General features: G+C 63.5%; 15 protein-coding genes. 12 read left to right on the forward strand and 3 right to left on the reverse strand.

Annotation, left to right across the window (positions count from 1 at the left end; translation table 11 throughout):
* Positions 1 to 175: 175 nt before the first annotated feature.
* The 5 genes from B0G75_RS32465 (at position 176) to msrQ (ending at position 6,364) form a co-directional block, all read left to right on the forward strand.
* Positions 176 to 829, forward strand: coding sequence for a cytochrome c (locus tag B0G75_RS32465; RefSeq protein ID WP_012434559.1), 654 nt, complete (start codon positions 176 to 178; stop codon positions 827 to 829).
* Between the two features lie 201 nt (positions 830 to 1,030).
* Positions 1,031 to 3,253, forward strand: coding sequence for a cytochrome c biogenesis protein ResB (locus B0G75_RS32470; protein WP_106314056.1), 2,223 nt, complete (start codon positions 1,031 to 1,033; stop codon positions 3,251 to 3,253).
* A 4-nt stretch (positions 3,254 to 3,257) separates the two neighbouring features.
* On the forward strand, positions 3,258 to 4,463 hold the full coding sequence (gene ccsB / locus B0G75_RS32475) for a c-type cytochrome biogenesis protein CcsB (protein WP_106314057.1): 1,206 nt from the start codon (positions 3,258 to 3,260) through the stop codon (positions 4,461 to 4,463).
* Positions 4,464 to 4,652: 189 nt separating this feature from the next.
* Positions 4,653 to 5,648, forward strand: a complete 996-nt coding sequence (gene msrP, locus B0G75_RS32480; protein WP_106314058.1) for a protein-methionine-sulfoxide reductase catalytic subunit MsrP — start codon at positions 4,653 to 4,655, stop codon at positions 5,646 to 5,648.
* A gap of 11 nt (positions 5,649 to 5,659) precedes the next feature.
* The gene (msrQ, locus tag B0G75_RS32485; protein WP_181309403.1) at positions 5,660 to 6,364 is read left to right on the forward strand and encodes a protein-methionine-sulfoxide reductase heme-binding subunit MsrQ; all 705 of its coding nucleotides are present in this window, start codon (positions 5,660 to 5,662) and stop codon (positions 6,362 to 6,364) included.
* 88 nt (positions 6,365 to 6,452) lie between these two features.
* Here the strand turns inward: msrQ and lysA are convergent, their stop codons facing one another.
* Together lysA and B0G75_RS32495 are read right to left on the reverse strand one after the other, a co-directional pair.
* The gene (gene lysA / locus B0G75_RS32490) at positions 6,453 to 7,715 is read right to left on the reverse strand and encodes a diaminopimelate decarboxylase (RefSeq protein WP_106314060.1); all 1,263 of its coding nucleotides are present in this window, start codon (positions 7,713 to 7,715) and stop codon (positions 6,453 to 6,455) included.
* A gap of 9 nt (positions 7,716 to 7,724) precedes the next feature.
* Positions 7,725 to 8,063, reverse strand: a complete 339-nt coding sequence (locus tag B0G75_RS32495; protein WP_106314061.1) for a lipoprotein — start codon at positions 8,061 to 8,063, stop codon at positions 7,725 to 7,727.
* Positions 8,064 to 8,098: 35 nt separating this feature from the next.
* Here B0G75_RS32495 and cyaY point away from each other — a divergent pair, with 35 nt between their 5' ends.
* On the forward strand, positions 8,099 to 8,416 hold the full coding sequence (gene cyaY / locus B0G75_RS32500) for an iron donor protein CyaY (protein ID WP_012434552.1): 318 nt from the start codon (positions 8,099 to 8,101) through the stop codon (positions 8,414 to 8,416).
* A 124-nt stretch (positions 8,417 to 8,540) separates the two neighbouring features.
* Here the strand turns inward: cyaY and B0G75_RS32505 are convergent, their stop codons facing one another.
* Positions 8,541 to 10,940 carry a penicillin-binding protein 1A gene (locus B0G75_RS32505; protein ID WP_106314062.1) on the reverse strand — a complete coding sequence of 800 codons (2,400 nt, stop codon included), beginning with the start codon at positions 10,938 to 10,940 and terminating at the stop codon, positions 8,541 to 8,543.
* A 254-nt stretch (positions 10,941 to 11,194) separates the two neighbouring features.
* Here B0G75_RS32505 and pilM point away from each other — a divergent pair, with 254 nt between their 5' ends.
* From pilM to aroB, 6 genes are all read left to right on the forward strand, one after another.
* On the forward strand, positions 11,195 to 12,187 hold the full coding sequence (gene pilM / locus B0G75_RS32510) for a type IV pilus biogenesis protein PilM (protein ID WP_106314063.1): 993 nt from the start codon (positions 11,195 to 11,197) through the stop codon (positions 12,185 to 12,187).
* Positions 12,184 to 12,903, forward strand: coding sequence for a fimbrial assembly protein (locus tag B0G75_RS32515; RefSeq protein WP_106314064.1), 720 nt, complete (start codon positions 12,184 to 12,186; stop codon positions 12,901 to 12,903). Before pilM ends, B0G75_RS32515 begins: the two co-directional genes overlap by 4 nt.
* A complete protein-coding gene (locus B0G75_RS32520; protein WP_106314065.1) occupies positions 12,900 to 13,832 on the forward strand; it encodes a hypothetical protein in 933 nt (310 codons plus the stop codon). Before B0G75_RS32515 ends, B0G75_RS32520 begins: the two co-directional genes overlap by 4 nt.
* Positions 13,832 to 15,604: a type IV pilus secretin PilQ gene (locus B0G75_RS32525; RefSeq protein ID WP_106314066.1), complete on the forward strand. Its 1,773-nt coding sequence runs from the start codon at positions 13,832 to 13,834 to the stop codon at positions 15,602 to 15,604. The genes B0G75_RS32520 and B0G75_RS32525 overlap by 1 nt, the downstream gene beginning before the upstream one ends.
* A 193-nt stretch (positions 15,605 to 15,797) precedes the next feature.
* Positions 15,798 to 16,349 (forward strand): shikimate kinase, encoded by a 552-nt coding sequence (locus B0G75_RS32530; RefSeq protein WP_012434546.1) that lies wholly within the window; start codon positions 15,798 to 15,800, stop codon positions 16,347 to 16,349.
* Positions 16,349 to 17,434, forward strand: coding sequence for a 3-dehydroquinate synthase (gene aroB / locus B0G75_RS32535; RefSeq protein ID WP_106314067.1), 1,086 nt, complete (start codon positions 16,349 to 16,351; stop codon positions 17,432 to 17,434). The genes B0G75_RS32530 and aroB overlap by 1 nt, the downstream gene beginning before the upstream one ends.
* Positions 17,435 to 17,440 lie beyond the last annotated feature (6 nt).

The following is a 17,440-nucleotide window of genomic DNA, read 5'->3' on the forward strand; positions in this document are numbered from 1 at the left end:
AATACGATGGTTTACTGAAAACCTGAGGGGGCCAGCCCACGTGCCTTGGCGGCTCCTGGCGGTCACTCGGTCGCCGTCGTGTTTTGCAAAACCTTCAAGAAAACGCCGGACCTGGCGCGCAGCGGCGGGTCTAGGGGCTCTCTAAAAATCCCACAAGACGAGACAGGGTGTGCGAATGAATCGACTGAGCAAGACTCTGATGGTGCTTCATGTAGCGGCAGGTCTTTCAGGTTTGGCAATTCAGGCACGAGCAGCAGAACCGGCAAAGCCGGACGTCAATCGGGGGCAAGCAATCGCGGTGCAGGTATGCGCGTCATGTCACGGGGCAGACGGCAATAGTGCCGGCGGCGCGTACCCGAAGCTGGCGGGCCAGCACCCTGAGTATCTCGTCAAGCAGCTCAAGGACTTCAAGACCCAGCCGGGCGCCAAGCAGCCAGCGCGCAACAATGCGATCATGGCGGGCATGGCGGCGGCGTTGTCCGATCAGGATATGGTCAACGTCGCGGCCTATTTCGCGGCGCAGACCCCGAAGCCAGGCTACGCGCACAACAAAGACACCGTTCCGCTCGGTCAGAAGATTTATCGCGGCGGGATCGCCGACAAGGGCGTGCCGGCGTGCGCGAGCTGTCACGGGCCGACCGGTCAAGGGATTCCGTCGCAGTATCCGCGGCTGTCGGGGCAGTGGTCGGAATACACGGTGGCGCAGTTGCTGGCGTTCACGCAAGGTCCGGGCGCACGTAACAACAACGAGCCGATGCATGCGATCGCAACGCGTCTGTCGGATAGTGAGATCAAGGCAGTAGCCGATTACATCGCGGGCTTGCACTAGGATAGAGTGCCCCCAAACTTGGCGCTTTGCGCCAGGTCCTCCCGAGGGGGCGTGAGACAACTTGGGGCAACCCGGTGTTTTCTCACAAGGCCGCACGCAAGTGCAACCGGCCCGGCGAGGTCGGTACAAAACAAGAAAAGGGTGAGGGCGTCGTGCCTACGACAGGCCTTCACCCTTTTTTGCTGTTCAGTCGGAGTATGAATGAGCGTCACCACGTCGGGTTTGCAGTCGAAGTCGGGCAATCGCGTCATGCGCAGCGTCGTCGAAGTCTTGAGTTCGATGCGTTTTGCCATTTCGTTGCTCGTGATTCTGTCGATCGCCAGCATCATCGGCACCGTCCTCACGCAGGACGATCCGTATCCCAATTACGTCAATCAGTTCGGCCCGTTCTGGGCGGACATCTTCCGCTCGCTGAGCCTGTACACGGTGTACAGCTCGTGGTGGTTCATGCTGATTCTCGGCTTCCTGATGGTGTCGGTGTCGCTGTGCGTGATCCGCAATGCGCCGAAAATGATCGCCGACGTAAAGAGCTGGAAGGACAAGGTTCGCGAAGGCAGCCTGCGCGCGTTCCATCACAAGGGCGAATTCGCGGTGCATGGCTCCCGCGCGCAGACCGCGGCGTTGCTCGCGAGGCTCTCCGCGAAGCTCGGCTACAAGTTCGTCACCCGTGAGTCCGACGGCGCGACCTTGATCGCCGCCAAGCGCGGCGCGCTGACCAAGTTCGGCTACATCTCTGCTCACCTCGCGATCGTGGTGATCTGCCTCGGCGGTCTGCTCGACAGCAATCTGCCGATCAAGCTGCAAATGTGGCTGTTCGACAAGTCGCCGATCCGCGCCAACACGGTGATCAACGACATCACGCCGGATCATCGTCTGTCGCAGTCCAACCCGACGTTCCGCGGCTATGCATGGGTGCCGGAAGGCCAGCATGTGTCCACGGCGATTCTCAACCAGCCCGACGGCTCGCTGATCCAGGATCTGCCGTTTTCGATCGAACTGAACAAGTTCATCGTCGATTACTACTCGACGGGCATGCCAAAGCTGTTCGCGAGCGACATCGTCGTGGTCGACCACAAGACGGGCGCGCGCGTACCGGCACGAGTCGAAGTGAACAAGCCGTTCACCTACGACGGCGTGTCGATCTATCAGTCGAGCTTCCAGGACGGCGGCTCGCAGATGCAGATGACCGCCTACCCGATGAGCGGCGCAAGCGCGAAAACCGCGTCGTTCGGCGGCACGATCGGCGGCAACGCGCTGTTGAGCACGGCCACGCCGCTCGCCGACGGCCAGACGGTCGAATTCACGGATTTCCGCGCGATCAATGTCGAAAACATCCAGAACGGCAGCGGCCAGACCGACGCCCGCGGCGTCGCGGCGCACCGTACGCTGAAAGAAGCGTTCGACGAGCGCCTCGGCTCCGGCGCGAAGACCTCGAAGCCGCTCGATCTGCACAACGTCGGCCCGTCCGTGCAATACAAGGTGCGCGACAAGGACGGCCAGGCGCGCGAGTACAACAACTACATGCTGCCGGTCGACGTGTCCGGCGAAAAGATGTTCCTCGCCGGCATGCGCGTGAACCCGGACGATCCGTTCCGCTACCTGCGCATTCCCGCCGACAACGGCGGCACCGTCAAGGACTGGATGAACCTGCGCGCGACGCTGGAAGATCCGGCCATGCGCGCTTCGGCGGCGCACAATTTCGCGCTGCGCTCGGTGCCCGGCTCGAATGCCGAACTGCAACAGCATCTGGAAGAAAGCGCGCTGCGCGTGCTGACCCTTTTTGCTGGCGCGGATAACAGCATCAAGATGCCGAACGGCCAGACGGTCGGCGGCTTCCAGGCGATCGCCGGTTTTATCGACCATTCGGTGCCGAAGGGCGAGCAGGAAAAGGCCGCTGGCCTCCTGCTGCGCATGCTGGAAGGCTCGACGTGGGACCTGTATCAACTGTCCCGCCAGCAACTCGGCGAGCCCCAGGCGACGGCCAATGCGGACGCCAGCCGTTTCATCCAAAGCTCGATCAACGCGATATCCGACAGCTTTTTGTATGGATCGCCGGTCTACTTACAACTCGACTCATTCAAGCAGGTGCAAGCTTCGGTATTTCAGTTGACGCGCGCGCCGGGCAAAAAAGTCGTGTATCTTGGCAGCCTGCTCCTCGTGTTGGGCATCTTTTCGATGTTCTATGTCCGCGAACGGCGTCTCTGGTTCTGGCTCAAAGACACCGAGCACGGCACGAATGTCGTGATGGCAATGTCGAGCGCGCGCAAGACGCTCGACTTCGAGAAAGAGTTCGTTCAGACGCGCGACGCGGTAGGCGCGGCGCTGGGCGCCAAACTCGTTGAAGCACCCGACGCCGCCGGCGCCTCCGCTCAGTCCGGCAACGCCGGCGCGCCGTCCACAAGCTCACAAGATTCGACCCGGTAAGATCATGGACTTGACTCAGGTTTCCCAATCTCCCTCTTCGCGGCCCCAAAAGGCGCTGCCAGGTGAGTCACTCAACATCGGCGAGTACGACGAACGGCCGTTCCTGAAACGGCTCGGCATCCTCGACTGGCTGTTTGCCCTCGCGATGGTCGCGGGCGCGGGGTTCGCGCTGTCGCGCTATTACCCGTTCATGAATTACTACGACAAGCTGGTGCTCTGCTGCGCCGTGCCGGTTTTCGTGGTGCTCGGCTGGCGCTGGAAACCGGTGCGTCCGCTGATGGTGGGCATTGCGGCGCTGTCGCTGCTGGCCATCCAGATTTATCACGGCGATCTCAGCCGCGCGGATAACGCTTTCTTCCTCAAATACTTCCTGTCGAGCCAGTCCGCGATTCTGTGGATGAGCGCGCTCTTCGTGTTCGCCACGGTGTTCTACTGGATCGGCTTGCTGTCGCGCTCGCCGACCGGCGCCGCGATCGGCTCGAAAATGACGTGGGCGGCCGTGGTGATGGGCTTTGTCGGCCTGATGGTGCGCTGGTACGAGTCGTACCTGATCGGCGCGGATGTCGGCCATATTCCTATTTCGAACCTGTACGAAGTGTTCGTGCTGTTCAGCCTGATCACCGCGCTGTTCTATCTGTACTACGAGCAGCACTACAACACCCGCGCGCTCGGCGCGTTCGTACTGCTGGTGATCAGCGCCGCGGTCGGTTTCCTGATGTGGTATTCGGTGGCGCGCGACGCGCAGCAGATCCAGCCGCTGGTTCCCGCGCTGCAAAGCTGGTGGATGAAGATTCACGTGCCGGCGAACTTCATCGGGTACGGCAGCTTCGCGCTGTCGGCCATGGTGGGTGTCGCGTATCTGGCGAAAGAGCGCGGCGTGCTGGCCGATCGCCTGCCGGCGCTCGAAGTGCTCGACGACGTGATGTACAAGTCGATCGCCGTCGGCTTCGCGTTCTTCACGATCGCCACGATTCTCGGCGCGCTGTGGGCTGCTGAAGCTTGGGGCGGCTACTGGAGTTGGGACCCGAAGGAAACGTGGGCGCTGATCGTCTGGCTGAACTATGCAGCCTGGCTGCACATGCGTCTGATGAAGGGCCTGCGCGGCGCGGTCGCGGCATGGTGGGCGCTGACCGGCCTGCTGGTGACGACCTTCGCCTTCCTCGGCGTCAACATGTTCCTGTCGGGCCTGCATAGCTACGGCAAGCTGTAAGATCTGCCGCGCTGAACCGACTCAAAGCCGCCGTGTGCCTCGCACCGGCGGTTTTTTTATGGCCGATGGAATATCCGCTGCATCCAAAGTGTTCGCCCTCACAGTACCTGTAGATGGCTGGACGAACGAGCGATCATCAATATGGCCCCTTAAGATGTATTGACCGATGGGCCGGCAAGGAGCAGCACGATGTGGATCAAGCGTAGCGACAGAATTCAAATCAGCGGCGACGACATTGCGCGCAGCGAAATCACGCCGCAACATGTTTTTCAGAACCGGCGGCGTGTGTTGCAGGCGGCCGGCGCGGTGGCGCTCGGCAGTCTGATCGGGGTGAATGGCGAGGCGCTGGCGGCTTACACGTCGCCGGACCCGAAGGCGCAGAAGCTGGCGGCGAAGACCGACGCCAAATTCGTCGCGCTCGACAAAATCACGCCGTACAAGGACATCACCACGTACAACAACTTCTACGAGTTCGGCACCGACAAGGCCGATCCCGCGCACAACGCCGGGACGCTGCGGCCGCATCCGTGGAAGGTGAGCGTCGAGGGTGAGATCAAGAATCCCAAGGTCTACGACATCGACGAATTGCTCAAGCTCGCGCCGCTCGAAGAGCGCGTGTACAGAATGCGCTGCGTCGAAGGCTGGTCGATGGTGATTCCGTGGATCGGCGTGCCGCTCGCGGAATTGATCAAGCGCGTGCAACCGACGGGCAACGCCAGGTACGTACAGTTCATCACGCTGGCCGATCCGTCGCAAATGCCAGGATTGTCGACGCCCGTACTCGATTGGCCATACTCCGAAGGGCTGCGCATGGACGAAGCGATGAATCCGCTGACGTTGCTGACGATGGGCCTCTACGGCCAGGTGTTGCCCAATCAGAACGGCGCGCCGGTGCGCGTCGTGGTGCCGTGGAAATACGGCTTCAAGAGCGCGAAATCGCTGGTGAAGATCCGCTTCCTCGACAAGCAGCCGCCGACCAGCTGGAACACATATGCATCGAACGAATACGGGTTTTACTCGAACGTGAATCCGAACGTCGATCATCCGCGCTGGAGTCAGGCGACGGAGCGTCGTATCGGCGAAGACGGTTTCTTCACGCCCAAGCGCAAGACGTTGATGTTCAACGGCTACGGCGATCAGGTCGCGTCGCTTTATCAGGGCATGGACCTGAAGAAGAATTTCTGAGCGGCGTGAACATGGCTTCCTCTGATACGCAATCCGCTACGCAGACCGAGCGCAAAGCGCCGCGCGCGCAGTCGTCCGCGACGACGACGACGGCAAAGCGGCCCGCAACCGGCGCGCGTTGGATCGTGCCGGCCAAGATCGCGATATTCATCGCCGCGTGGTATCCGCTCGCGCGTATCGTGCTGTTCGGCGTGACTGACCGGCTGGGCGCAAATCCGATCGAGTTCATCACGCGCTCGACCGGTCTATGGACGCTCGTCTTCCTCTGCATCACGCTTGCTGCGACGCCATTGCGCAGACTCACCGGCGTTGCCGCGCTCGTGCGTTTTCGCCGCATGCTCGGGCTCTATGCGTTCTTCTACGCGACGCTGCATTTCACCACTTACCTCTGGTTCGACAAGTGGTTCGACGTCGCCGCGATCATCAAGGACATCGGCAAGCGGCCGTTCATCACGGTGGGCTTCGCGGCGTTCGTGTTGCTGATCGCATTGGCCGTAACGTCTCCGCGCGCGATGGTGCGCAAGCTTGGGCGCCGCTGGCAAATGCTGCATCGGTCCATCTATGCGATCGGCGCGCTCGCGATCCTGCACTTCTGGTGGATGAAGGCCGGCAAACATGATCTGATCCTGCCGAAGATTTACGGCGCGATCATGGTGGCGTTGCTTGGTTGGCGGTTGATCGTGTGGCTGCGTGACAGGAAGTTAAAGACACGCTGACGGGCTCTGGAGCGGCTCGCGCCGTAAAAAGAAAAAGGCGATGCCACAGCGGCATCGCCTTTGTTGCTGTTGGCTCAACTATTGAAGGTTACGCCGGCAGAATGGTTTCGCCCGCAAACAGCTGCTTCAGCTCTTCGCGTGCGCGAACTACATGCACCTGTGTACCATCAACCATCACCTCGGCCGCGCGCGGACGTGTGTTGTAGTTCGAGCTCATCACGAAGCCATACGCGCCGGCCGAACGAATCGCGAGGAGGTCGCCCGGTTCGACGGACAGCAGACGCTCACGTCCAAGCCAGTCGCCGCTCTCGCAAACCGGACCGACGACGTCGTACACGTGAGCCGGTACGTCGCGCTTCACGACCGGGTCGATCGCGTGATACGCCTCGTACATGGCCGGGCGCGCGAGATCGGTCATGGCTGCGTCGACGATAGCGAAATTCTTTTCCGCGCCCGGCTTCAGAAATTCGACGCGCGTGAGCAGCACGCCCGCATTGCCGACCAGCGAACGGCCCGGCTCGAAATACACTTCACGATGGCCGTGACCGCGCGCTTCGATGCGATCGAGCACGGTGCGCACGAACTCGCCGATTTCCGGCGGCGTTTCATCGTCGTACGTGATGCCGAGGCCGCCGCCCACGTCGATATGACGGATCTTCACGCCGTCCTGCTCGATCTGCTCGACCAGTTCCAAAACCTTGTCGACGGCGTCGAGATACGGCGCGACTTCAGTGATCTGCGAGCCGATATGACAGTCGATGCCGACCACCTCGAGATTCGCCATAGCCGCGGCCGCCTGATACGTGGCGCGCGCGTCTTCGAACGCGACGCCGAACTTGTTCGACTTCAAGCCCGTGGAAATATACGGATGCGTCTTCGCGTCCACGTCCGGATTCACGCGCAGCGAGACGGGCGCCTTCTTGCCCATTGCCGCGGCAACCGCATTCAGGCGGTCGAGCTCCGGAATCGATTCGACGTTGAAGCATTTCACGCCGGCCGCGAGCGCGTCGCGCATTTCGTCCGCGTTCTTGCCGACGCCGGAAAACACGGTCTTTTCCGCTTTGCCGCCGGCGGCCAGCACGCGCGCCAGTTCACCGCCCGACACGATGTCGAAGCCGGCGCCGAGGCGCGCGAACACGTTCAACACCGCGAGATTGCTATTGGCCTTCACGGCGACGTGAACGCTCGCGCGACGGCCGGCGCAAGCACCTGCGTAAGCGTTCCACGCCTCGGTGAGCGCGGCGCGCGAGTACACGTACAGCGGCGTGCCGAACTGCTCGGCGAGAGAGACGGCGGACACGCCTTCGGCGTGCAACACGCCGTCGACGTAGTCAAATGCGGATCGAGTCATGCGAAAGTCTTATTGAACAGGTGTGGCGGCGGAAGCAGGCAGCGGAGCCGCCGTGGCGGATGCAGCGGAGGCGGGCGGCGCGGCGAGTTCGTTTTCCGGCGCCAACGAAAGCGGTGTGCCGGAGGTATCCGGAACGGTGCTCATGTCGGTGGATGTAGCCGGCGCGGGTTGCGCCACGTCCGGCGTTTGCGTGCGATCGGTCGGCTTGGCCGGTAGCGGCGGCACGGTGGGCAAGTAGAGCGAACCGCGCTGTCCGCAGCCGGCAAGTGCACAACCTGCGAGAATGGCTAAAACCGCTACAATCGCGCGGCCGGGCGCCGCCGCGCGCATCCGAGATACGACTCGCATGACTGTCCCTGAATAAATAATCGATGGAGTTTAGCATGTCCGATAGTGAATACCTGACCCGCGCGGAAGCCGCGCTAGCCGCCATCGAACGCGCGCTCGACGACACGGATGCCGACATCGAACTGGAGCGCAGCGGCAACGTCCTGACCCTCGAATTCGAGAACCGCACGAAGATTATCGTCAACCTTCAGCCGCCCATGAGCGAGATCTGGATCGCCGCCAAAGCGGGCGGTTTCCACTTCCGTTTCGTCGATGGCGAATGGCGCGATACACGCAGCGGCACCGAGTTTTTCGCCGCCTTGTCGGAGTACGCGACGCAGCAGGCCGGCGAGCCGGTTCACTTCAAAGCGTAAGATCCGCCGATCGGGCGAGCGCCGCCAAAGCGGCCGAATCGATTGGCCCTGATCGCCCGAAGCAAAATGGCCGCGCATTGAGCGCGGCCATTTGCTTTTCTGCTGGACTGTGTAAGCGCGTGCGTCAGTGTCCGCGGAACAGATTCATGATGTCCTGCTTCTCCTGCTCGCCGACCTGCTCAGGCGCAGCCGCCGACGCCGCGCTCGACTGCGCATCCAGTGTCGCCTGACTGACGCCGACCGTGGCAATGAAACCATTTCCCGGCGTGAAGTCGTCGAAATAAAGCTCTGAGCCGATTTCCGTGACGTCGTCGGGCTTCGGCATCTTGTACTCCGGCACACCCTTCAGCGCGCGACCCATGTATTCGACCCACACGGGCAATGCGAGGCCGCCGCCGGTTTCCTTGTCGCCGAGACTGCGCGGGTTGTCGTAGCCGATCCACGCAATGGCGGTGAGGGTGTGCTGATAACCGGCGAACCACGCGTCGCGCGAATCGTTGGTGGTGCCCGTCTTGCCGGCAAGATCAGTGCGCTTCAACACGTTGGTCTTGGCGCCCGTGCCGCGTTGCGCGACGCTTTGCAGCAGGCTGTTCATCACGTACGCATTGCGCGGCTCGATCGCGTGCGGCGCGCTCTGCGCGGCCACCAGCGGTTGCGCATGCGCGACCACCATACCGCGCTGATCCGTGACTTCGGCGATCAGATACGGATTGATTCGATAGCCGCCGTTGGCGAACACCGAGAACGCACCCGCCATCTGCAACGGCGTGACGAGACCGGCGCCCAGCGCCATCGGCAAATAAGCCGGATGACGATCCGCGTCGAAGCCGAAACGCGTGATGTACTGCTGCGCGTACTTCGTGCCGATCTGGTTCAGGATACGAATCGACACCAGGTTTTTCGAGCGCTGCAACGCGGTGCGCATGGTCATAGGGCCGTCGAAGCCGCCGCCGTAGTTCTTCGGCTCCCACGCCTGGCCGCCGGTCTCGGCCGCACTGAAAAAGAGCGGTGCGTCGTTGATCACGGTCGCCGGTCCGAGTCCTTTTTCGAGCGACGCCGAATAGATGAACGGCTTGAAGCTCGACCCCGGCTGACGCCAGGCCTGCGTGACGTGATTGAACTTGTTCTTGTTGAAGTCGAAACCGCCGACCAGCGCGCGGATCGCGCCATCTTGCGGGATCACCGAAACGAACGCGCCTTCCACTTGCGGCAATTGCGTGATCGACCAGTTGCCATCGTCGTTCTTGACGAGCCGGATGATCGCGCCGGGCCGCACACGTTGATTCGGCTGCGCGCGCGGACCGAGCGCGAACTGCGCGAAGCGCAGGCCGTCGCCCTGGATCGTCGCGACATTGCCGTCGATGAAAGCAGCCTGCACCTGTTTCGGACTCGCCGCGGTGACTACGGCGGCAATGATCTCGCCGTTGTCCGGGTGTTCGAGCAGCGCGTCGTCGATGGCCTGTTCGCGGTCGTCTGCGTCGGACGGCAGATCGATGAACGCCTCCGGACCGCGATAGCCGTGACGCCGTTCATAGTCCATCAGACCTTTGCGCAGCGCGCGGTACGCGACGTCCTGATCGGCAGAGTCGATGGTGGTCACCACGTTCAGGCCGCGCGTATAGGCTTCCTCACGATATTGCGCGTACATCATCTGACGCACCATTTCCGCGACGTATTCCGCGTGCACGCTGAACTCTTTGCCCGCGCCCTTGACCACGAGCGGCTGCTTGCTCGCTTCGTCGTATTGTTCCTGCGTGATGTAGTGCAACTCGTACATGCGCTGCAGGATGTACTCCTGACGCACCTTCGCACGCTTCGGATTGACGACCGGGTTATACGCGGACGGCGCCTTCGGCAAGCCGGCCAGCATGGCCGATTCCGCCAATGTCAGATCCTTCAGGTCCTTGCCGAAATACACGCGCGCCGCGCTCGCAAATCCGTAGGCGCGCTGGCCGAGATAGATCTGATTCATGTACACCTCGAGAATCTGATCTTTGGACAGCTTCGACTCGATCTTGTACGCGAGCAGCATCTCGTAGATCTTGCGCGTATAGGTCTTTTCGCTCGAGAGGAAGAAGTTGCGCGCCACCTGCATGGTGATCGTGCTTGCGCCTTGCGTGGCGTGGCCGTTAGTCAGCGCGACGAAGCCCGCGCGCGCAATGCCCGTGAGGTCGACGCCGCCGTGATCGTAGAAGCGCGCGTCTTCGATGGCGAGAATCGCCTTCTTCAGACTATCGGGCACATCCTGAATATGGACGATGTCGCGCCGTTCCTCGCCGAATTCGCCGATCAGCACATGGTCGGCCGTATAGATGCGCAGCGGCACCTTCGGCCGGTAGTCGGTCAACGCATCGAGCGACGGCAGGTTGGGCGTGGCGACGACGAGCGCATAGCCGAGCACCAGCAGCACGCACAGAATGCCTGCGACGATCAGACCCACGAAGCCCAGGATGAGCTTCAGCCACAACGGGCGTTTGCGCTTTTTAGGCGCGGGCGGCGGGGACGTAGGAGACGTGGATTGCATGTAGGCACCAAAAAAGCAGTCCCGCGATTATAGCCGCCTCGCTTTTCAGCTTTCGGCATGCTTACTGACACTTCTTGACAAGTCTGCGCGCCGCACGGGAATGACTTCACTGTAGTCGCTTTGATGGCGTACAGGTCGTGCGTTGCTCAACGTTAGCCGTTTGGCTGAGTGTCGCGCGGCGGCGCGGCTACGCACAATTCTTCCTCATCACTCGCGTTCGAATGGTTCGTCGCGTGAGTCAGAGGGAGGGCGTCATGGCGTTGAGAAGATCTTGGCTTCAGGCAGTGCAACCGGGTGCGCAGCGTTTTGCTGCGGGGATCGATGTTGGCTCGCAGACCGTGCGTCTGGTCGTGCTAAGTCAGCGCGCGCGCTCGCGAGGCGCGCTGCAAATCGAATATGCGAGCACGGTCCCGCTTGTCGCCGGTGCGATGGCCGGCAGCGAGATCGCCGACCGGCATGCGGTGGCGCGTGCGTTGCGCGACGCATTCGCCGATCTGCCGCATGCATGCGCGACGCAGGCACTGCGGTGCGCGATGGCGCTGCCCGCATCGGCCACCATGACCACCACAGTGCCGCTCACGCGGCTTGCCGCGCAGAGCGGTTGTTCGGAAGACGGCGGGCATCAACTGGCTGAACTGGAGCCGGCGGTGATGAGCGAAGTCGAGCGCATTGCGGGCCTCGAGCGGCATGCTCTCGCTGTCGACTGGTATCTCGACGAAGCGTATGCGCCGGTCCGCTCCGTGACGATTGCCGCCACCGCGCGGCAACATCTCGAAGCGCGAATCGAATGCGCGGCGATTGCCGGCATCTCGCTCACGGCCATCGACGGCGAGCCGCATGCGGCGTTGCGCGCCATGCGCTACGCGGCGAGTTACGAGCTCGATCCGCACGAGCCATATGTCGCGTTGTGGATCGGCACGGACGGCGTGTACGGCTGGCGCATCGTGGACGACATCGTCGCCCGCGAAATGCGCTACCCGGCGCCGGAACACACCGATCTCGCCGATGCGTTGCGGGATCTGGCGCACGGCCCGGAACTCGACTGCGCGTTGGTGAGCGGCGAGGTCGATCTGCTCGGCGGCGTGGGTTTCTCGACTGCGGATATCGCGGACGTATTGGGCTGCTCGGTGCTGCCGTTCCAATGCGCGACGCTCGGCGGCTTCGCTCGACCCCTGGACGATTCGCTGCTGCTCGAACCGTCAGGCGCGGTCGCATTCGGACTTGCGTTGCGCGGGGTGCTCGAATGACGGGCGGCCTGTTGCATGCGGCGGCCTCGAACATGCGAGCGCCGGAACGCGGCGCGCGCTTCGCGCGATCCGGGCTCGGCGGTTTCAATCTGCTGCCTTATCGCCAACGCGATGCGAGGCTCGCGCGCCGGCGGCGCGTGCTCGAATGGATAGCGGCGGTCTGCGCCGGTTTGGCCGCCGTCTTCGTGTTGGGCGCGTGGCAGGCAATCGAGAGCGCGCGTTTCGAGGCACAGCGCGTGTCGGTCGAACACACGTTTACGCAGCTATCGGCGCCGCTCGCCGAGCACGCCACGTTGCTGCGCGCGCGAGACGAACAGCGGCAGAACGGCGCCCGCGCGAAAAGCCTGTCGGAACCGCTCGTACACCTACGCGACCTGCTCGACGCGTTGAGCTTCGAACCGGGCGACGGTGTGGTGTTGCAGCGGTTGCGTCAGCGCGAGGACGACACCGAGTTGCTGGCGACGTCGCGTGGGCATCTCGCTTCGGCCGAGTGGCTCAAGCGCTTGAGTGCGATCCATGGCGTGAAGGGGGCTGAAGTGAGCGACCTGCATCGTTCGGTCCCACGCAGCGGTGCGGTTGCACAGGCGAGCTTGGCCGGTCCAATTGAATTCGGCGCGCACCTGCGTTGGAACGAGCCGGCGCAAAAAGCGGCTCGCCCGGCTGGCTCCACGGCGCAGCGTCCTATGAAGTCTGAACAATCAAGAGGTGCGAAATGAGTACGATCTTTGTCGAGTTCAGCGGCGCGGCAAACGCGCGGCTTTTTCTTTCCCATTGGATGAAGCGCGTGCGCGTGCCGCTCGGTGCATGGAGCCGTCGCCGCCGCTGGCTGGTCGCGTTGATGATTGCCGTTGTGGTGTTCGGTTTGGGCGCGCATGGCTGGGTGGTGGCCGATCTCGGTGGCGTCGAAGCGAGCCGGGCGGCGTTGGAGGCCAGTCGCTTGCGTCTTGCGAACGCGCGGCTTGCGCTTGCGCAATTGCCTGCGCTGCGCCGCGAAGCTGCCGCCATGTCGGTTGCTGCTTCGCCTGCGCGTTCATCAGGGCCGTGGAGTTCCGCCGACGACGTCCGCATCGTCTCCGAACTGGCTGCGCAAAATAGCGTCGCGTTGCTGGCGGTTGAACCCGGCGCGGTGAACGGCGCGGGCGCTGAGAGTATGCGTCCGCTGCAACTGACCGCGCGCACGGACTTCGTTCACCTGATGGCATTTCTGCGCGGACTGTCCGATCTGCCGGTGCTGATCGTACCCGTCGATGTGACCGTCAAGCGGGATGCCGCAGCGTTGTCGGTGAGCGCCACACTGCGCGTGTTCGACGCGCTGCGGCCGGCGTCGTCGGCAAACTCGCTGGAAGCACTCGACGACGACAGCCTCGATTCGGATGACGATGAAGAGGTTGTCTTCTTCGATCCGTTTTCGCAGCCGCAGATGCAGGCCGCCGGCGATCTGCCCGATGGCTCGTCACTGCGTCTGGTCGGGTTGCTGAGCGATCGCACGCGTGGATTGGCGGTGCTCGATACACCGGACGGCGTGACGAGCGTCGAGCCCGGAGAGCGGATCGGCGCCGAGCGGGTCACGAAGCTGGACGCGGCCGGCATTATGCTCGCAAGGGACGGCGCGACACGCATGCTGGCGCTGGCGGAGGCTTCCTGATGAGACTGGCGAAGCCATTTCCTTTTGCCGTGTCGAGTGCCGATACGCGTGTGTCGCCTCGCCTGATGGTGGGTCTCGGCCTGTGTCTTGGCGCGGCGCTGGGCGCCAGTGTTACGCAGGCGTCGACTCCGCCGCTGCCGCCGCTGCCCGCCTACATGCCGTTCGACGACGCAGTATACGCACGCGATGCTTCGTACAACGGCACACCGCCGCTGCCACGCGACGTCTCCGCCGAGGTGCCCAATCCGTTTCGCCAGGATTCCGCAGACGATCGAGACGCGTCGCTTATGAGCGGCGCGACAGCGGCTAATACTCGCACGGACGAGCCTGCCGCCGATGACGCCGAGGGCTTACTGCAGTCACAGTCGCAGTCGCGAAGGCAATCCATCACTTCAACTTCCGGCGACGCCGATGCCGATTCCGACGGCTCCGTGCCGCTGCGAAGACAAACCTCCGTCCCGGCTCGCGCCGATGCGACCGGCGCCGCTACGCTTGAAGGTCCGCCTGTGCCGCTGCCGCCGCTCGCGCGTCTGAGCAACGCCTCACGCAGCGCCGCCGACGCGGCCCTCGCCCCCGACGACAAACCGATCTCGCTGAATTTCCAGCGTGCCGAACTCGGCGCCGTCCTCAGTGCGTTCGCCCGATTCACCGGGCTGAACATCGTTGCGAGCGAGAGAGTGCGCGGCGCCGTCTCGTTGCGGCTCGACAAGGTGCCGTGGCGCACCGCGTTCGACACGCTGCTCGACGTCAACGGCCTTGCGATGGAGCGCCACGGCAACGTGATCTGGGTCGCACCGATCGCGGATCTGGCCGCGCGCGAGCGGCAGCGCTTCGAAGCGCACGCCCGGGCCGCCGATCTCGAGCCGCTTGCGAGCCGCACTTTTGAGCTGCACTACGCGCACGCCGAAGACGTCAGGCGTCTGCTGACCGGTTCGGGCGCCCAGCGCGTACTGTCCAAGCGGGGTGCCGCGACTGCCGATCCGCGCACCAATCTGCTGTTCGTGACCGATCTCGAAGGGCGCCTCGCGCAGATAGCCGCGCTGCTAGCTTCCGTCGACCGGCCGACACGCCAGGTGTTGATCGAAGCGCGTATCGTCGAGGGCGAACATGGGTTTTCGCGCAATCTCGGCGTGAAGCTCTCCATGGCGGCCACAAACGCCGACGGCACCGCGAAGGGCTTGACCGACGCCGGCTATGATCTGTCGGCCCGCCCGATTTCCGGCTTCGACGTCGCGACGGCCGGCCTGACCTTGTTCGCCGCCGGCGCGACGCGGCTGCTGAACATCGAGCTGAGCGCGCTGGAAGCGCAGGGGCGCGGCGAAATCGTCTCGAGTCCGCGCGTGGTCACGGCCGACCGGATGAAAGCGGTCGTCGAGCAGGGCACCGAGCTGCCGTATCAGGCGAAAGTGGGGCAGGGCGTGTCGGGCGTGCAGTTTCGCCGCGCCACGCTCAAACTGGAGGTGGAGCCCCAAATCATGCCGGACGGCCGGGTGGTGCTCGACCTCGACGTCGCCAAGGACAGCGTCGGCGAACAGACCGACGCCGGGCCCGCGATCAACACCAAGCACGTGCAAACGCGCGTCGAGGTCGAGGATGGTGGTACGGTGTCGATCGGCGGAATTTATGCGACCGACGACCGGGACGATGTGACGCGGGTTCCGGTCCTGGGCAAAATACCGGTTCTGGGTGCGCTTTTCCGCCATCGGGCTCATCGCGACCAGCGCAGCGAACTGGCTGTTTTCATTACGCCGCGCGTCGTTCAGACAAATTAGGGGCACGCTGCCGCTGCGTGCAAGAGAGCGCCGGGCCGCCCCACCTTTTCCGCTTCGCCGGAAGTCCGATTAGGAGGCCTGGCGCGGAGCGACAGGGCTGAGGGCGCTCTCAAGCGGGGCGCAGGCTCGACAAGGCAGCCGCTTTGCCAGTAAGCTGCGGCACGAACCAAACCGGATTAGCCAGAGGACACCGTTGCAAGCGCGGGACGCACACGCCAATGTATTTTTCGTAGGGCTCATGGGGGCAGGGAAAACCACCGTGGGCCGGGCCATTGCGCGCCGTCTCGATCGCCCGTTCTTCGATTCCGACCATGAAATCGAGGCGCGCACGGGCGCGCGCATCCCGGTGATCTTCGAGCTGGAGGGCGAAGCGGGCTTCCGCGAGCGCGAAGCCAGCGTGATTTCCGACCTGACCGGGCGTGACAGTATCGTCCTCGCCACCGGCGGCGGCGCGATACTGCGGCCGGAAAACCGCGAAGCGCTGCAAAATCGCGGAGTGGTGATCTATCTGCGTGCCAATCCGCACGACCTGTGGCTGCGCACCCGGCGCGACAAGAATCGCCCGCTGTTGCAGACCGAAGACCCCAAAGCGCGTCTTGAAGCGCTCTACGAAGTGCGCGACCCGTTATACCGGGAATGCGCGCATTTCGTGATCGAAACCGGCCGGCCTTCGGTCAACGGACTCGTCAACATGGTTCTGATGCAGCTCGAGATGGCCGGCGTCGCCAAACATCCTGCGTCATAATGGACCGTATGAATACCGTCAACGTCGAACTGGGCGCGCGCGCCTACCCTATCCATATCGGTACCGACCTGATCGGCCAGACCGCGCTGTTCGCGCCGCATATCGCCGGTAGCTCGGTCACCATCGTCACCGATTCCACCGTCGATCCGCTCTACGGCGACAAGCTGCGCGCCGCGCTGGCGCCGCTCGGCAAGCAGGTGTCCACGGTCGTCTTGCCCGACGGCGAGGCGTACAAGAATCTCGAAACCCTGAACCTGATTTTCGACGCGCTGCTCGGCGGCCGCGCCGATCGCAAGACCACGTTGATCGCGTTGGGTGGCGGCGTGATCGGCGACATGACGGGTTTTGCGGCCGCCTGCTACATGCGCGGCGTGCCGTTCATTCAGGTGCCGACCACGTTGCTGTCGCAGGTGGATTCGTCGGTGGGCGGCAAGACGGGCATCAATCACCCGCTCGGCAAGAACATGATCGGCGCGTTCTACCAGCCGCAGGCGGTGATCGCCGACATCGGCGCGCTGCGCACGCTGCCGCCGCGTGAACTGGCGGCGGGCATCGCCGAAGTGATCAAGACCGGCGCCATCGCCGACGCGGGTTTTTTCAGCTGGATCGAAGCCAATATCGAGGCATTGAACCGCTGCGAACCTGAAGCGCTGGCTGAGGCAGTCAAGCGGTCATGCGAAATCAAGGCGTCGGTGGTCGCGCAGGACGAGCGGGAGGGCGGACTGCGCGCCATCCTCAATTTTGGCCACACCTTCGGCCATGCGATCGAAGCCGGCCTCGGCTACGGCGAGTGGCTGCATGGTGAAGCAGTGGGCTGCGGGATGGTGATGGCGGCGGATCTGTCCGTACGCCTCGGCTATCTCGACGAGGCGGCGCGCAAGCGTCTGGTCGATGTGATCGTCGCCGCGCATTTGCCGACCCGCGCACCCGCGCTGGGCGACTCGCGATATGTCGAACTCATGCGGGTCGACAAGAAAGCGGAAGCAGGCGCGATCAAATTCATTCTGCTGAAGCGTTTCGGTGAGACGCTGATCACCCAGGCGCCCGACGCCGAGGTGCACGCCACGCTGGCCGCCGCCGTCTGAGTCTCG

The sequence above is a fragment of the Paraburkholderia sp. BL18I3N2 genome, from assembly GCF_003001875.1.
In the GTDB taxonomy this organism is placed as follows: Bacteria; Pseudomonadota; Gammaproteobacteria; order Burkholderiales; family Burkholderiaceae; genus Paraburkholderia; species Paraburkholderia phytofirmans.

Coding starts and splice junctions, on each gene's coding strand:
- B0G75_RS32465 (WP_012434559.1), top strand. CDS start 176: ATGAATCGACTGAGCAAGACTCTGATGGTGCTTCATGTAGCGGCAGGT.
- B0G75_RS32470 (WP_106314056.1), top strand. CDS start 1,031: ATGAGCGTCACCACGTCGGGTTTGCAGTCGAAGTCGGGCAATCGCGTC.
- ccsB (WP_106314057.1), top strand. CDS start 3,258: ATGGACTTGACTCAGGTTTCCCAATCTCCCTCTTCGCGGCCCCAAAAG.
- msrP (WP_106314058.1), top strand. CDS start 4,653: ATGTGGATCAAGCGTAGCGACAGAATTCAAATCAGCGGCGACGACATT.
- msrQ (WP_181309403.1), top strand. CDS start 5,660: ATGGCTTCCTCTGATACGCAATCCGCTACGCAGACCGAGCGCAAAGCG.
- lysA (WP_106314060.1), bottom strand. CDS start 7,715: ATGACTCGATCCGCATTTGACTACGTCGACGGCGTGTTGCACGCCGAA.
- B0G75_RS32495 (WP_106314061.1), bottom strand. CDS start 8,063: ATGCGAGTCGTATCTCGGATGCGCGCGGCGGCGCCCGGCCGCGCGATT.
- cyaY (WP_012434552.1), top strand. CDS start 8,099: ATGTCCGATAGTGAATACCTGACCCGCGCGGAAGCCGCGCTAGCCGCC.
- B0G75_RS32505 (WP_106314062.1), bottom strand. CDS start 10,940: ATGCAATCCACGTCTCCTACGTCCCCGCCGCCCGCGCCTAAAAAGCGC.
- pilM (WP_106314063.1), top strand. CDS start 11,195: ATGGCGTTGAGAAGATCTTGGCTTCAGGCAGTGCAACCGGGTGCGCAG.
- B0G75_RS32515 (WP_106314064.1), top strand. CDS start 12,184: ATGACGGGCGGCCTGTTGCATGCGGCGGCCTCGAACATGCGAGCGCCG.
- B0G75_RS32520 (WP_106314065.1), top strand. CDS start 12,900: ATGAGTACGATCTTTGTCGAGTTCAGCGGCGCGGCAAACGCGCGGCTT.
- B0G75_RS32525 (WP_106314066.1), top strand. CDS start 13,832: ATGAGACTGGCGAAGCCATTTCCTTTTGCCGTGTCGAGTGCCGATACG.
- aroB (WP_106314067.1), top strand. CDS start 16,349: ATGGACCGTATGAATACCGTCAACGTCGAACTGGGCGCGCGCGCCTAC.